The sequence below is a fragment of the Kitasatospora sp. NPDC048194 genome (assembly GCF_043202455.1).
Lineage (GTDB): Bacteria > Actinomycetota > Actinomycetes > Streptomycetales > Streptomycetaceae > Kitasatospora.
Window position 1 is genome coordinate 31,898 of sequence record NZ_JBIDAK010000012.1, and the last position, 15,027, is coordinate 46,924.

General features: G+C 74.6%; 14 protein-coding genes. 4 read left to right on the forward strand and 10 right to left on the reverse strand.

Annotation, left to right across the window (positions count from 1 at the left end; all coding sequences use genetic code 11):
* Positions 1-144 precede the first annotated feature (144 nt).
* Entirely contained in the window at positions 145-1,443 is a 1,299-nt protein-coding gene (locus ACGF07_RS16850) for a DUF5667 domain-containing protein (protein ID WP_392899383.1), read from the forward strand.
* Positions 1,444-1,525: 82 nt separating this feature from the next.
* Here the strand turns inward: ACGF07_RS16850 and ACGF07_RS16855 are convergent, their stop codons facing one another.
* The 5 genes from ACGF07_RS16855 to ACGF07_RS16875 all read right to left on the reverse strand — a co-directional run bounded on the left by ACGF07_RS16855 (position 1,526) and on the right by ACGF07_RS16875 (position 5,722).
* Positions 1,526-2,533: a lysophospholipid acyltransferase family protein gene (locus ACGF07_RS16855; RefSeq protein WP_350744534.1), complete on the reverse strand. Its 1,008-nt coding sequence runs from the start codon at positions 2,531-2,533 to the stop codon at positions 1,526-1,528.
* Between the two features lie 7 nt (positions 2,534-2,540).
* Complete coding sequence (locus ACGF07_RS16860) at positions 2,541-3,650, reverse strand: NAD-dependent epimerase/dehydratase family protein (protein WP_392899642.1); 1,110 nt, start codon at positions 3,648-3,650, stop codon at positions 2,541-2,543.
* Between the two features lie 150 nt (positions 3,651-3,800).
* Positions 3,801-3,899, reverse strand: a complete 99-nt coding sequence (locus tag ACGF07_RS16865; RefSeq protein WP_003948845.1) for a 30S ribosomal protein bS22 — start codon at positions 3,897-3,899, stop codon at positions 3,801-3,803.
* A 191-nt stretch (positions 3,900-4,090) separates the two neighbouring features.
* Entirely contained in the window at positions 4,091-4,300 is a 210-nt protein-coding gene (locus ACGF07_RS16870) for a helix-turn-helix domain-containing protein (RefSeq protein WP_148644250.1), read from the reverse strand.
* Between the two features lie 225 nt (positions 4,301-4,525).
* Complete coding sequence (locus tag ACGF07_RS16875) at positions 4,526-5,722, reverse strand: acetoin utilization protein AcuC (protein WP_350744532.1); 1,197 nt, start codon at positions 5,720-5,722, stop codon at positions 4,526-4,528.
* 140 nt (positions 5,723-5,862) lie between these two features.
* Here ACGF07_RS16875 and ACGF07_RS16880 point away from each other — a divergent pair, with 140 nt between their 5' ends.
* A complete protein-coding gene (locus tag ACGF07_RS16880) occupies positions 5,863-6,387 on the forward strand; it encodes a hypothetical protein (protein ID WP_392899388.1) in 525 nt (174 codons plus the stop codon).
* Positions 6,388-6,674: 287 nt separating this feature from the next.
* On the opposite strand, the gene ACGF07_RS16885 is transcribed toward ACGF07_RS16880, so the two are convergent.
* Both ACGF07_RS16885 and proC read right to left on the reverse strand, forming a co-directional pair.
* On the reverse strand, positions 6,675-7,919 hold the full coding sequence (locus ACGF07_RS16885; protein WP_392899391.1) for an MFS transporter: 1,245 nt from the start codon (positions 7,917-7,919) through the stop codon (positions 6,675-6,677).
* A gap of 107 nt (positions 7,920-8,026) precedes the next feature.
* Entirely contained in the window at positions 8,027-8,854 is an 828-nt protein-coding gene (gene proC, locus ACGF07_RS16890; RefSeq protein ID WP_392899394.1) for a pyrroline-5-carboxylate reductase, read from the reverse strand.
* Between the two features lie 176 nt (positions 8,855-9,030).
* Here proC and ACGF07_RS16895 point away from each other — a divergent pair, with 176 nt between their 5' ends.
* Positions 9,031-9,480 (forward strand): hypothetical protein, encoded by a 450-nt coding sequence (locus ACGF07_RS16895; RefSeq protein ID WP_350744524.1) that lies wholly within the window; start codon positions 9,031-9,033, stop codon positions 9,478-9,480.
* 133 nt (positions 9,481-9,613) lie between these two features.
* Complete coding sequence (locus ACGF07_RS16900; RefSeq protein ID WP_392899397.1) at positions 9,614-10,987, forward strand: hypothetical protein; 1,374 nt, start codon at positions 9,614-9,616, stop codon at positions 10,985-10,987.
* Between the two features lie 382 nt (positions 10,988-11,369).
* On the opposite strand, the gene ACGF07_RS16905 is transcribed toward ACGF07_RS16900, so the two are convergent.
* From ACGF07_RS16905 to ACGF07_RS16915, 3 genes are all read right to left on the reverse strand, one after another.
* The gene (locus tag ACGF07_RS16905) at positions 11,370-11,900 is read right to left on the reverse strand and encodes a hypothetical protein (RefSeq protein WP_350744520.1); all 531 of its coding nucleotides are present in this window, start codon (positions 11,898-11,900) and stop codon (positions 11,370-11,372) included.
* 212 nt (positions 11,901-12,112) lie between these two features.
* Entirely contained in the window at positions 12,113-13,957 is a 1,845-nt protein-coding gene (ilvD, locus tag ACGF07_RS16910) for a dihydroxy-acid dehydratase (protein ID WP_392899400.1), read from the reverse strand.
* A 264-nt stretch (positions 13,958-14,221) separates the two neighbouring features.
* Positions 14,222-15,010: a class I SAM-dependent methyltransferase gene (locus tag ACGF07_RS16915; RefSeq protein ID WP_392899402.1), complete on the reverse strand. Its 789-nt coding sequence runs from the start codon at positions 15,008-15,010 to the stop codon at positions 14,222-14,224.
* Positions 15,011-15,027 lie beyond the last annotated feature (17 nt).

Here is a 15,027-nt window from a genome sequence, read left to right on the forward strand (position 1 = left end):
CCGCTCGTTGGCCAGCGTGCAAGCCCCCACCAGGCGTACGGTCAAGCTGAATTGCGACCTATCACCCGATGGAGTGGCTTTGGCCCGCCGAGGCAACCGTCCGGCTGGCCGGGGTGTCGACAACGACGAAGGGAGGTGTGGCCCGTGACGGCAAACGTGCTCGAGCACCGGCGGGCGAAGGCCTTCGCCGAGGCGCTGGAGGCCCACCAGGCGGACCAACGCCGCGCGGCCAACGCCGATTCGGCCAACGCCGCTGCTACCGAGGCGGGTTCGGTCGCGATGGCCGAACTGGTCGGCCTGACCGACGCACTCGGAGCGGTGGCCCGGCCGACCATGGACCAGGAGGTCCGAACGGTCCAACGCGCCCAGCTGATGGCCGCGTTCGAGCAGGCCTTCGCCGGCGGACCGGGCGCCACGGTGCCCAGGCAGCGCCGGCACCGATCGACCAGGACGGCGCCGAGGGGCCGGTGGAGCCGCCGCTTCGCGATCGGCGGCCTCGTCGCCGGACTCGCCGTCGGCAGCCTGGCCGGCGCCGCCGCCGCCAGCACCAACGCCCTCCCCGGCGACACGCTGTACGGCATGAAGCGCGGCCTCGAAGGGCTGCGGCTCGGCCTCGCGGACTCCGACTCCGAGCGCGGCGAGCTGCTGCTCGACAACGCCGCCACCCGACTCGGCGAGGCCAACGCCCTGATCGGCCAGGGCGACCCGGTCGGCGCGCTCAGCCCGGCCACGGTCGACCGGGTGCGCCGGGCGCTGGACGACATGCACGCCGACGCGCTCAAGGGCCGTGAGCTGCTGCGCTCCGTCTACCGCAGCAACGGCTCGCTCGACCCGATGCGCGCGCTGGCCGGCTTCGCCCACGACGAGGACGGCCGCTGGAGCCAGCTGCAGGGCCGGCTCCCGGTCCAACTCACCGAGCAGGCACACCTGGTGGACCAGCTCTTCGACGACATAAGCGAAGACGTCGCGCCCCTGCGCCTGGCCCAGCCGCCCGCCAAGAGCGGTGGCCAGACCGGCACGGGAGCGGGCGGCGACTCGTCCTCCTCGACCAGCGGATCCCCGGCGGGCTCCCCCGCCGCCGGCGCGGGCAACGGCCCGGGCACCGACCAGACCCAGGGCGGGGCCGGGAACGGCGGCAACCGCACCGACCACTCCCCGGCCACCGCCGGCGCCGGCTCCACCGCCGGCAGCGGCAAGGGCGGCGGCCTGCCGAGCACCCTGCCCAGCAGCGCGCCGGACGCGGTCAACGGGCTGGTCGGGGACCTGACCAACGGGATCACCGGCGGGGCGGGGAAGCCCTCGCCGAGCGCCGACGCGGCCCCGCCGGCGCCGCAGTCCTCCGGCACGCCGAGCGGCGCGTCCGGCGCCCCCCAGCAGGGCGTGGACGTGCCCCCGCTGGTCCCGGGCCTGCTGCCCGGCCTACGGATCCTCGGCGGCGGCTGACGGACGGCTGACGGGCACCCACCCGGGGCCCCGACGGGACGCCTCCCGTCGGGGCCCCGGGCCGTTCACCCCCGAGGGGCCGTCAGAAGAACACCGAACGCCGCTGGACCAGCAGCTGGTACAGGGTGTGCTGGATGGTCTCGCGCACCTCGTCGGCCAGGTCGAAGACCAGCATCGGATCGTCCGCCGCCTCCGCCGGGTAGCCGTCGGTGGCGATCGGCTCGCCGAAGCGGATCGTCCACTTGGTCGGCAGCGGCAGCATCCCGAGCGGGCCCAGCCACGGGAAGGTCGGCGTGATCGGGACGTACGGCAGACCCAGCAGCCGGGCCAGCGCCTTCACGTTGCCGATCATCGGGTAGGTCTCCTCCGCCCCGACGATCGAGCACGGCACGATCGGCACCCGCGCCCGCAGCGCCGAGGAGACGAAGCCGCCGCGGCCGAAGCGCTGGAGCTTGTAGCGCTCGGCGAACGGCTTGCCGATGCCCTTGAAGCCCTCCGGCCAGACCCCGACGAGCTCGCCGCGCTCCAGCAGCGCCTGGGCGTCCTCGTTGCAGGCCAGCGTGTGGCCGGCCTTGCGGGCCAGCTCGTTGACGCCCGGCAGCACGAAGACCAGGTCGGCGGCGAGCATCCGCAGGTGCCGGCGGTGCGGGTGGTGGTCGTGGATGACCACCTGGGTCATCAGGGCGTCCAGCGGGATCGTCCCCGAGTGGTTGGCGACGATCAGGGCGCCGCCCTCGGCCGGGATGTTCTCGATCCCCTGGACGTCGATCCGGAAGTACTTCTCGGCCAACGGGCGCAGCAGCGACAGCAGCACCTCCTCGGTGAGCTCCCGGTCGAAGCCGAACTCGTCCACCTCGTAGTCGCCGGTGAGCCGGCGGCGCAGGAAGGCCAGCCCCTCGGTGGCCCGGCCCTCCCAGCCCTTGCCGAACAGCCGGGTGGCCGCCGGGCCGAGCTGCCCGGACAGCGCCCCGCCGACGGCGGCGGCGAGCCGGTCGGCCAGCCGCGGGCCCTCGGGGGACGTCCAGCTGGGGGCGGACTCGATCGGGATGACCTTGGCCTCACCCGGCGATTCGTCGGCGGCGGCACTCATCGCGGCTTCAGCTCCTCGGGCGGCGCGGGCGGTTCGGTACGACGTTCGGTGCGGCGGGGGCGGGCCCCTCCGGGCTGATCAGGGCGGCCAGCCGGTCGGTGGCCGCGGCCAGCCGCCCGGGCGGCAGCAGGCCGGGGCCCTGGGCGGCGGCGAAGTCGGCGAAGGCCTCCGGGGTGCTGAACACCGGGCGGTAGCCGAAGGTCTCCCGCAGCCGCGTGGTGTCCACCACCCGGCCGTGGGTGAGCAGTCGCAGCTGCTCCGAGGAGACGTCCGCCAGCCGGGTCCGCCGGCCGAGCGCGGCCATCCAGCTGACCGCCGGCAGTAGCAGCGGAAGGGTGGGGCGCCCGAGCCGGCGGGCGCACTGGGAGAGCAGCAGGACGCCCTCCCCGGCCACGTTGAAGGTCCCGGTGTTGACGGTGCCCGGCACGGGCTCGTCGGCGGCCCGGCAGAGCACCTCGACCGCGTCGTCCTCGTGGACGAACTGCAGCCGGGGGTCGTAGCCGAGCACGGTCGGCAGCACCGGCAGCGCGAAGTACTCGCTGAGCGGGGTGTCGGCGTGCGGGCCGACGATGTTGGCGAAGCGCAGCACCGTGACCGCGACGTCCGGTCGGCGCCGGGCGAAGCCGCGGACGTAGCCCTCGACCTCCGCCGCGTCCTTGGCGAACCCGCCGCCGGGCGGGTCCTTCGGCTGGATCCGCTCGCTGAACACCGCCGGGTCGCGCGGCGCGGAGCCGTAGACGCCGGTGGTGGACTTCACCACCAGCCGGCGCACCCCGGAGGCCTTCTGGCAGGCGCCGAGCAGCTGCATGGTGCCGATGACGTTCGCCTCCTTCACCGCGGAGCGGTTGGTGGAGCCGAGGCCGGTGGCGCTGACGCTCAGGTGCACCACGGTGTCCACCCGGTGCCCGGCGATCACCCGGGAGACCGCGGGGCGGCGCAGGTCGAGCTGGTGGAAGGTGTACGGCGCGGCCGGGCCGTCCGGCTCCTCGACCGGCAGTCCCGGCGGCTGCACGTCCACACCGACGACCAGGTCGACGCCGGGCCGGCGGCGGACCTCGGCGGCGAAGCGGGCCCCGAGATGACGGGCCACGCCGGTGACGAGCACGACCACGCCCACGGTTCTGCACCCCATTCCCTCGAGCCGAGCGGCCTGCGTGCACCGTACCGCGCCGCCGCGCCGGGCCGTGAAACGACACCGCCCGCCCCGGCCACGAGGACCAGGGCGGGCGGTGGAAGCGCTGGGCGCGCTGGGCGCGGCCGGGGGCGCTTACTTCTTGTTGCGACGCTGAACGCGAGTGCGCTTGAGAAGCTTGCGGTGCTTCTTCTTGGCCATACGCTTGCGACGCTTCTTGATGACAGAGCCCACGGAACAACCCTCGCTCACTGAGACTCTCGTCCGTGAGAGACGGAGTCCATACGACTGACGTGAGGGCCTAGCCTACCGTCCACGTGGCCGGGGCTGTAAATCGCACTCCCCCGGACCGGGAAACCCGGGGCGAATCCCGGGCGAACGGGGGCGCACCCGCGGTCGCGGACCCGCCCCCGCCCGGCCTGGGACTACGCGCTCTCGAGTCGCACGTACGACTCCTTGAGGTACTCGTGCACCGCCTGCTGGGGCACCCGGAAGGACCGTCCGACCCGGATGGCCGGCAGCTCTCCGCTGTGCACCAGGCGGTACACCGTCATCTTGGACACCCGCATGACCGCGGCAACCTCCGCCACGGTCAGGAAGACGACTTCCTGCAGGGGGCGTTCGCCGGAACTCATGACCATCACCCGACCCTTAACCCGTGTGCAAGGCACCGGCTTCCCCTCCGGTGACTCCACCGGCACACGTGTATCCCCAGAGTAGTTATGGGTGGTACCAGTGGGAAGAGGGGCGGTGCAGTCCTCCTACGGTGGGAGATAGGACCGTTGCAGTAGGTAGCCACTCGGCGGATCGCACCAGTGGGCGTACGCACGGCCCGTGCAGGGAGCGGCCGAGGGGCGGTTTCAGGCCAGCAGTCCGTGGTGCGGGAACACCGCCCGGCGGCTGGCGAGGATGGCCTGATCCAGCCGGTCGGCCGGATCGTAACCCGCGTCGAAGTCCCGCCAGGACGGCCGGGCGCCGTCGGTCATCCGCAGCGGGGCCGGGCGGCGGGTGCGGCGGTAGACCTCGGCGCGCCAGGACTCGGGGGTCTCGGTGGCCGGGTCGACGGGCCGGCCGGCGGCGGTGGCGACCAGGTGGGTCCAGGTCCGCGGGACGACGTCCACGACGGCGTAGCCGCCCCCGCCGGTGGCCACCCAGCGACCGCCGGTCAGCTGGTGGGCGAGGTCGTGCAGTTCCTCGGCGATCAGCCGCTGGGCGTCCACGGTGACGGCGAGGTGGGCGAGCGGGTCCTCCAGGTGGGTGTCCGCGCCGTGCTGGGTGACCAGGACCTCGGGCCGGAAGGAGGTGAGCAGCTCGGGCACCAGGGCGTGGAAGGCGCGCAGCCAGCCGGAGTCGCCGGTGCCGGCCGGCAGCGGGAGGTTGGCGGCGGAGCCGGGGGCGTCCGGTCCGCCGGTCTCGGTGGGCCAGCCGGTCTGCGGGAAGAGCGTGGCGGGGTGCTCGTGCAGGGAGACCGTGAGCACCCGGGGGTCGTTCCAGAAGGCCTGCTGGACGCCGTCGCCGTGGTGGACGTCGACGTCGACGTAGGCGATCCGCTCGGCGCCGAGTTCCAGCAGCCGGGCGATGGCGAGCGCCGGGTCGTTGTAGACGCAGAAGCCGGAGGCCTTGTCGGGCATCGCGTGGTGCAGGCCGCCGGCGAAGTTGACGGCGTGCGGGGTCTCGCCGCGCCAGACCGCCTCGGCGGCGGCCACGGACTGGCCGGCGATCAGCGCGGAGGCCGAATGGACGGCCGGGAAGGCCCAGTTGTCGTCGGTGCCGAGGCCGTGCCGGAGGTCCGGCTGTTCGGGGTGCGCGGCGGCGTGCTTGACCGCCTCGACGTACTCCCGGGTGTGCACCAGCCGCAGGGTGGACTCCCCGGCGGGCGGCGCGGACCGGACGGTCACCCCGGGCCCGGCGCCCAGGCCGAGGTCCTCGACCAGGCGCATGGTGAGCGCCAGCCGGGTCGGATCCATCGGGTGGCCGGGGCCGAAGTCGTAGGCGGTGACGGCCTCGTCCCAGAAGAGGTGCAGGCCGCAGGGGGTGTCACGCTCGGCTTCGGGCATGGCCTCCACCGTAGTGGGTGCGGGCGCCCGGACGGCCGTCAGGGCTCGCCGGTACGGGGTGGTGATGGAGCGGTGGCGGGGCGGTGGCCGGCACGGAGGCGGTACAGACAAAACCTTCACGGCTCCCTATCCTCTCCGCCATGAAGACCTTCAGCGTTTCACGCCTCGGAGCAATTCTCTTCGCATTACTGGGACTTGGCGTCTTCTTTGCCGCCCAGCCGGCCTCCGCAGCAGTCGGCGGCGCCACCTTCGCCGTCGACCGGGCCACGGCCAAGCCGGGCGACCAGCTGATCCTGACCCTGTCGCTGACCAACACCGAGACCACCGACATCTCCTTCGCCTACGAGTACATCCAGCCGATCTGGCCGGCCAACCAGCTGAACGGCGCGTTCACCGTCGTCGGCTGCGGCGGCGACAGCACGGACTGCAGCTTCGGCGGCAACAACGCCGCCTGGCACTTCGCGGCGCCGATCGCGCCCGGCGCGACCCGCGCCGTCACGGTCACCGTCAGGATCAGCGACACCCCGACCTGGAGCGGCACCCCCTACTCGCTGAACTGGGCCCCGTACCTCTACGTCGAGTACGGGCCGGCCGGCGCTCCGGCCTTCACCAGGGACCAGCTCTGGGCCGACGGCGTGCCCGAGCTGCAGACCGTGATCGGGTGACCCGGCCAGGGCCGGCCGGGCTCCGGCTGAGCCGGATCCGGCCGGGCCGCGGCCGCCCCCCCCCCCGGCCGGCGGCCCCGGGGGGGGGGGCCCCCCCCGGGCCCCGCGCCCCCCGCGCCCCCCCCCCCCGGGCCGCCCGGCCCCCCCCCCCGCGCCGCCCGCCCCCCGCCCCCCGCCGGGCGCCGCGGGCGGCCCCGCGCCCCCCCCGGGGGGGGGGCGCCCCGGCCGGGGCCGGGGGGGGGGGGGGGCCGCGGCCCCGCCCCGCCCCGCGGCCGCCCGCCCCGCGGTCAGGCGGCCGCGGGGGCGGGGACCGCCGCGGGCACCGGCGCGAAGCGCTCCGCCAGCGGCAGGACGGCGAGCACCAGCAGCATCGGGGCCAGCAGCGCCCAGCGGTACGAGCTCGCGTCCGCGATCGCCCCGACCAGCGGCGAACCGACCAGGAAGCCCACGTAGTTGAAGAGGTTCAGCCGGGCCACGGCGGCGTCCGAGTCGGCCGGGAACAGCCGGCCGCCGGCCGCGAAGACCTGCGGGATGATCGCGCAGATGCCGAAGCCGAGCACGGTGAAGGCGGCGATGCCCGCCCAGGCGGCGGGCGCGACCGCGGCCAGGCCGAAGCCGAGCGCGGCCACCGCGGCTCCCGTGCGCACCACCGGGACGGCGCCGAAGCGCTGCACCGCGCGGTCGCCGAGGGCGCGGCCGAGCAGCATCGCGACCATGTAGCCGAGGTAGGACAGCTTGGCGAGGTCCTCGCGGCTGCCCAGGGCGTCGGTCAGGTACTTGACGCTGTAGTTGGAGACCGAGGCGTCCGCGATGTACGCGAAGGCCATCGCCAGGCACAGCGGCAGCAGCGGCCGCCAGGGGATGGACCGGGCGGCGGCCTCGGCAGCCTCCCGGACGGCGGCGCCGAGGTCGGCCGCGTCGGCGGGGGCCTGCCCGGACGAGGGCCGCGGGAGGGTGCCGGCCAGCACCGCGAGCGGGGCGATCACCGCGGCGGCGGTGCCGAACAGCACCGGTAGCCCGAGGCGGTAGTGCGAGCCGAGGCCCGCGATCGCCGCGCCGAGGATGCCGCCGAGGCTGAAGGCCGCGTGGAAGCCGATCATGATCGAGCGGCCGTAGCGGTGCTGCAGACCCACCCCGAGCATGTTCATGCTGGCGTCCAGCCCGCCCACCAGCATCCCGAACGCGCCGAGCGCGACGGCGAGTTGCCACAGGGTGTCACCGAGGCCGGCGCCCGCGAGGCTCAGGCAGACGGCCGGCTGGACCACCCGCAGCACCGCCCGGGCGCCGGTGCGCTTCACCACCCGCTCGGAGAGGATCGAACCCACCCCGGCCAGGACCGGCACCGCGGCCAGGAAGACCGGCAGCAGCCCGTCGCTCAACCCGTACCGGTGCTGGATCTCCGGGATGCAGGTGACCAGCAGCGCGAAGGTGGCGCCCTGGAGCAGGAAGCTGACGGCGAGCGCGGCCCGGCCGACCCGCAGGCCGGGCGCCACCCGGGGCGGGACGGGCCGAACGGACGGCACGGCGCTCATGCGGACCTCCAGGCGACCTCGCTACCGACCGGTAGGACGATGTTGGCGAGAGCGTAGGCGGTACGGCCCGATTCCGGGAGGGGTCGCGCAGGTACTTCTGCCGCGGGCTACCTGCCGCCGGAGGCCAGCTCCCGGGAGCGGTCCCGGGCCGCCTCCAGGGCGCCCAGCAGCGCGGCCCGCACCCCGTGGTTCTCCAGCTCGCGGATGGCCGCGATGGTGGTGCCGGCCGGGGAGGTGACCGCCTCGCGCAGCTTCACCGGGTGCTCGCCCGAATCGCGCAGCATCACCGAGGCGCCGATCGCGGACTGCACGATCAGGTCGTGGGCCACCTGCCGGGGCAGTCCGAGCAGGATGCCCGCGTCCGTCATCGCCTCCACCAGGAAGTAGAAGTAGGCCGGGCCGGAGCCGGACAGCGCGGTGGCCGCGTCCTGCTGGGACTCGGGCAGCCGCAGCGCCTTGCCGACCGAGCTGAAGATCTCCTCGGCGCGCATCAGGTGCTCCTCGGTGGCGTGCGAGCCACCGGAGATGACGCTCATCCCCTCGTCCACCAGCACCGGCGTGTTGGGCATCACCCGGACCACCGGGGTCCCGGCCGCCAGCCGCTCCTCGAACCAGGCGGTCGGGACACCGGCCGCGGCCGAGATCACCAGCCGGTCCGGGCTGACGTGCGGGGCCAGCTCCTCCAGCAGGGTGCCCATGTCCTGCGGCTTGACCGCCAGGATCAGGGTGTCGGCCAACTTGGCGGCCTCGGCGTTGGCCACCGCCACCACGCCGTAGCGGGCGGCGAGTTCGACGGCGCGCTCCGGTCGCCGGGCGGTCACCAGGACGTCCGCCGGGTCCTTGCCGGCCCGCAGCAGACCGGAGAGCAGGGCCTCGCCGATCTTGCCGGTGCCCAGGAAGGCGATCTTCTGTCCGTGCGCTGCGCTGCTGCCCATGGGTCCGCTCCTTGCCTCGGTACTGCGGCCATCCTCGCACCGCCCGGCGGTGCCCGTCGGGACCGTCCGCTCCGTGGTCCGCACCCGGGCCGCAACCCGGGCCGGTGTTCCCCTAGGGCCCGGACTCCGGGGTTTCCCCTATGGCCTCGCGACCCGCGCAGGCGCACCGTGGAGGCATGGCACACGACGAGATGTCCCGACGTGAGAACCGGCAACTCGCCGCCGCCTCGGCGACGATGGGCCCGTGGCGGACGGCCGCGGGCGTCGGTGCGGTGGTGGGGGCGACGGCCCTGGGGATCGAGGCGGTCTCCGGCGACTGGTCGCTGGGCATGCTGGCCGGACCGGCGAGCTGGGGGCTGTTCTTCTTCTTCCTGACCGCCTGGGCCGGCGGGCAGCTGCGCCGGGACACCGGCGACCGGCGGCTGCAACGGTGGGCGCGCGAGCACCCGTGGCAGTCGGCGCTCCCGGCGGCCGGCGGACTGCTGGTGCTGAACGTCCTGGCGCAGATGCTCCTCGGCGACTCCGGGCTGTTCGGCGCGTTCTTCGTCTCGCTCATCCCGGTCGGCGTGCTGATGGCGATCGCCGGGGTGGCGCACGGTGTGAAGCAGGCCCGCGGCACGGGCTGAGCGCACGGTCCGGTGGATCCGGAGCGGTGCATTCCGGACAAAGGCTGCCGAAGGCACCCGCTCCGCGCACCGGTCCAGCACACGGCGCGCCCCCGATCGACGCATCGTCACACCCCGTCGGCATACTGGCGCGATGCCGATAGTCGAAGATCCGGAACCGCGCCCCTCCGAGGGCCGCGAGCCGGGCGGGTCCGACCCGTCCGGGGCCGGCGGGAAGGACCCGTTCGCCGACCTCGTCCTGGACGAGGACTTCGTGAACTCCGCCCCCGTGAAGGAGCCGTCCGGACGCACCCGGATGCTGACCGCCCGTTGGAAGCACACCCCGCCGGTCGACCCGGGCGGCCGCCGCTCCGTCAACGACGGCCCGGGGAAGGCCAGGCGGCGCTTCGGGCGCAGGGCCCGGCTCCAGGTGGTCGACCCGTGGGGCAACCCGCGTCCCCCCAGGCGCCGGCGGGACTGGCGCACCCCGCTGTTCGCCGTGCTGACCGTCGCGGTGCTGCTCGCGGCGCTGAACATCGACGGGCTGCGCAGCTGGTACGCCGACCACATCGGCGGGACCGGCTCCTCCGCCGCACCCACCCCCGTGCCGACCGTCGCCCCGGAGACGGCCAAGCCGACCACCGCGCCGCCGAAGACCGACGAGCAGCAGCCGACCGTGGCCCACCCGTGGGCCGGCTCCCCCGCCGAAGGCTGGCCGAACGGCGCGGAGGCCTTCGTGCTCCCCGAGGCCAAGGACACCGGCGTCTTCTCCGCCGAGGAGGTCGCCGCCCAGCTGCGGCTGGTCAAGGACTACCTGACCGCCGCCAACCTGGACCCGAAGGTGCTCGCCGGCGGCCGGCCGGACTCGGCGCTCGCCCTGCTGGAGCGCGAGGAGCGCGACCGCGTGACCGCCGCCCTGGCGAACCCGTCCAAGGAGGCCGACGCGACCAGCTGGTTCAGCCGCTTCGACCCGCGCGAGGCGATCCCGGTGGGTGACGTGGTCAAGGCGCAGGGCCGGATCAGCTTCGAGGGCGACGGCGACAAGGGCGTCCTGGTCCACACCGACTTCAGCTTCGTGTACGCGCTGCGCCCCGGCCCGGAGGCCGGCAAGCGGGCCGCGTCCCCCGCACCGTCGGCGGGCACGCCGAGGCCCACGGACCCGGCCCCGCCCCGGGGCGCCGGCACGGCCAAGCCGGTGGGTCTGGTGGTACCGGTGGACGACGTGTCCGGGGACACCTGGACCACCCGCACGATCGTGCGCCGGGTGGAGAACTTCCGCTTCTACGACCCGGGCCGCTACCGGCTCGACCCGAAGAAGCTGGTGTTCGCCGAGGGCAGCAGCTCGGACGCCGGGAACTCGGCGTGCGGCATCTACGACGGCTTCTACCACCCGCAGTTCGACCAGTTCGCCACCGCCTCGCCGGACGGTCCGGACGCCCGGCCGACCGGCCCGAAGACCGATCCGTACGACCGCAGCAAGGACCTGTCCACCGAGCCCGGCGAGTGCGGATCGGTCAGCCGCTACTAGGGCCCGTCTTCAAACCCCCGTCGTCCGCCCGGAGGGCGGGCGGGGCGGCGTTGGGGTGCGTGCATCGCAAGGCGGAGGATGGGGGCACCTCCCGGCCGGAGGCTGGGGTGGGGGCACCTCCCGGCCGGAGGCTGGGGTGGGGGCACCTCCCGGCCGGAGGCTGGGGGAGAGTCCATGCGGTGGGGGCACCTCCCGGCCGGAGGCTGGGGGCCATCGGCGACCGACGACAACGCGGCGAGGCGCGTGCCCTGGGGGCACCTCCCGGCCGAAGGCCGGGGGAGCGTCGGCCCGCAGGCGGGGGTTTGAAGACGGGCCCTAGGGCCCGACTCCGAGCCCCGTCGTCCGCTCGAAGGGCGGGCGGGGGCTTGAGGACGGCCCCGGGTCAGCGCTTGCGCTTGCCCCGGCCCGGCGCCTTGGCGTCGGGCCGGCCGCTGCGGCCCGCCTGGCGCTTCCCGTACTGCTCGACGGCCCGCTGGTAGGCGGCCCGCTTGACGCCCTCACCGGGCGCCTCGACCAGGCTGCGGGCGAAGTAGGCGGCCAGGCTGCCCGCCCCGCCGATCAGCCAGACCGCGCCGAGCGACTTGTCCTCGGCCATCCAGCCGGTCAGCTGGTCCCTGCCCTCGGTGAGCACCTTCCAGGTGCGCCGCACGGCCATCATCGAGCAGACCGCGATCGCGGCGGTCAGCAGGCCGTTGACGAAGCCGCCGCTGTCGGAGAGCGCGACGCCCTCGACACCGAAGCGCAGCACCAGCACGGCGGCGACGGTCGCGACCAGGGCGCCGGCCGAGACGCCGACCCGGCGCAGCCAGTAGCCGCCGTCCCGGTCGAGCCAGCTGGTGCCGAACCAGCGGATCGGCTCCGGCTCGGGGGCGCCGGCGGGCTTGGGGAGGGGGGTGGGGGGCTGCTCGCTCACGTCCTCGATTATCACCCGGTCTCCGCCGTCACCGGTCTCCGCCGTCACCGGTCTCCGCCGTCACCGGTCTCCGCCGTCACCGGCCTCGGCCGTCAGCGTGCCTGCGCACGGCACGGAGGCCCGGTCAGCGCACGGCACGGAGGAGCCCGGTTTGCGCACGGCACGGAGGAGCCGCCTGGCGCGGGGCGGCTCCTCCGGGGTGCCCGACGGGATCAGCCGAGCTTGGTCACGTCCCGGACGGCGCCCTTGTCCGCCGAGGTGGCCATCGCCGCGTAGGCGCGCAGCGCCTGGCTGACCTGGCGTTCGCGGTTCTTCGGCCGGTAGCCGCCCGCGGCCTCCAGGACGCGGCGGCGCTCGGCCAGGACCTCGTCCGGCACCTGGAGCGAGATGCTGCGGCCGGGGATGTCGATGGCGATGGTGTCGCCGTCCTCGACCAGCGCGATGGTGCCGCCGGAGGCCGCTTCGGGGGAGGCGTGGCCGATCGACAGGCCCGAGGTGCCGCCGGAGAACCGGCCGTCGGTGACCAGCGCGCAGGCCTTGCCCAGGCCGCGGCCCTTGAGGAAGGAGGTCGGGTAGAGCATCTCCTGCATGCCCGGGCCGCCCTTGGGGCCCTCGTAGCGGATGACGACGACGTCGCCCTCCTTGACCCGCTTGGCGAGGATCGCCTCGACCGCGTCCTCCTGGGACTCGACCACGACGGCCGGGCCGCTGAAGGTCCAGATCGACTCGTCCACACCGGCGGTCTTCACGATGCAGCCGTCCTCGGCGAGGTTGCCGTACAGCACGGCCAGGCCGCCCTCGACGGAGTAGGCGTGTTCGGCGCTGCGGATGCAGCCCTTGGCGGCGTCGGTGTCCAGCGACTCCCAGCGCTCGGACTGGGAGAAGGCCTCGGCGGAGCGGACGCAGCCGGGGGCGGCGTGCCACAGCTCGACGGCCTCGGCGGACGGCGAGCCGCCGCGGACGTCCCAGGTCTTGAGCCACTCGGCGAGCGAGTCGGAGTGCACGGTGTGGACGTCCTCGTTGAGCAGTCCGGCCCGGTACAGCTCGCCGAGGATCGCCGGGATGCCGCCGGCCCGGTGCACGTCCTCCATGTAGTACGAGCCGTTGGGCGCGACCTTGGACAGGCAGGGCACCTTGCGGGAGATCGCGTCGATGGCCCGCATGTCGAAGTCCAGCTCGGCCTCCTGGGCGGCGGCGAGCAGGTGGAGGATGGTGTTGGTCGAGCCGCCCATGGCGATGTCCAGCGCCATGGCGTTCTCGAAGGCGGCGCGGGTGGCGATCGCGCGGGGCAGCACCGAGGCGTCGTCGCCGCCGTAGTAGCGGCCGGCGATCTCGACGACGGTCCGGCCGGCCTTCTCGTACAGGGCGCGGCGGGCGGTGTGGGTGGCGAGCACCGAGCCGTTGCCGGGCAGCGAGAGGCCGATCGCCTCGGTGAGGCAGTTCATCGAGTTGGCGGTGAACATGCCGGAACACGAGCCGCAGGTGGGGCAGGCGTTCTCCTCGATGATCGCGATGTCCTCGTCGGAGACGTTCTCGTTGACCGCCTGCGAGATCGCGTCGACCAGGTCGAGCTTGCGCACGGTGCCGTCGACCAGGGTGGCCTTGCCGGCCTCCATCGGCCCGCCGGAGACGAACACGGTCGGGATGTTCAGGCGCAGGGCGGCCATCAGCATGCCCGGGGTGATCTTGTCGCAGTTGGAGATGCAGATCAGGGCGTCGGCGCAGTGGGCGTTGACCATGTACTCGACCGAGTCGGCGATCAGGTCGCGCGAGGGCAGCGAGTAGAGCATGCCGCCGTGGCCCATGGCGATGCCGTCGTCCACGGCGATGGTGTTGAACTCGCGCGGGATGCCGCCCGCCTGCTTGATCGCCTCGGAGACGATCCGGCCGACCGGCTGCAGGTGGGTGTGGCCGGGGACGAACTCGGTGAAGGAGTTGGCGACCGCGATGATCGGCTTGCCGAAGTCCTCGCGGGCTACGCCGGCCGCCCGGAGAAGCGCCCGGGCGCCTGCCATGTTGCGACCGTGGGTGACCGTACGGGACCTCAGCTCGGGCACTGTGCTCCACTCCTTCGGGGCTCTCGACGGCGCCCCGCGGGAGGTGAGGGTGCGGGGGCCGCTGGTGGCTTCCGAGCCTACGCCCGCCGTCCGGCCGGCGGACAGTGCGTCCGGGATGCGGGCAGCGGGGCCGACCCGTGGACAGCCGCCGGTCGGCCGGGCCGGGCGGCGGTGACGGCCGCGGTCCGCCGGGCCGCCAGGACCGGTCCCGCCGGCCTCGGCCGTGGTGACGGCCGCGGTCCGCCCGCCCCCGCCGGGCGCGGTTCAGCCGGCCTTGACGGCCACGGTGAGGTCCAGCAGGAAGGGCTCGTCCACCAGCCCGTCCGGGAAGTCGGCGGTCAGGGCGGCCCGCTCGGCGTCCAGGACGGGGGCGCGCTCCTCGGGGCTGAGCGAGGCCATGAAGGAGCGGGAGGTGAGGTCGGTGAGCACGTGGTCCACGGTGACCCGCCGCTCCCAGCGCAGCCGGGCGTGCCCGACGGCCAGCCCGGCCGGGGCGAAGTGGCCGGTGTGCTCGGTGATCCGGCCGTAGCCGTGGAAGCGGCCGGGCAGGGCCGCGGACAGCCGCTCCACCCGGGCGCGGACCCAGGGCACGGTCTCGTCGTGGACGTTCCACCAGGTGGCGAGCGCGCCGCCGGGCCGCAGCACCCGGATCGCCTCGGGGACGGAGCGCTCGGGGCGGGTCCAGTGGAAGGCCTGGGCGTAGCTGATCAGGTCGGCGGAGGCGTCGTGGAAGGGCAGGTCGTCGCCGTTGCCGCGGACCAGCGGGAGCTGCGGCGAGGCGGCCAGCAGCTGGGCGGCCATCCCGGCGTAGGGCTCGACGGCGATCACGTCCGCGCCGCGGGCGGCCAGCAGCCGGGTCGCGATGCCGGTGCCGGCGCCGACGTCCAGCACCCTGGCCCCCTGGAGGCTGCGGCCCCAGAGCCGCTCCAGCTCGTCGAACAGCTCGTCCGGGTAGCCGGGGCGGGCCCGGTCGTACTCGGGGGCCACCGCACCGAAGCTCTCGGCCAGCTCCCGGAAGTTGTCGAGCTCGATGAACAGCCGACCCTTCGTCACTGCTCCACCTCCGTGGG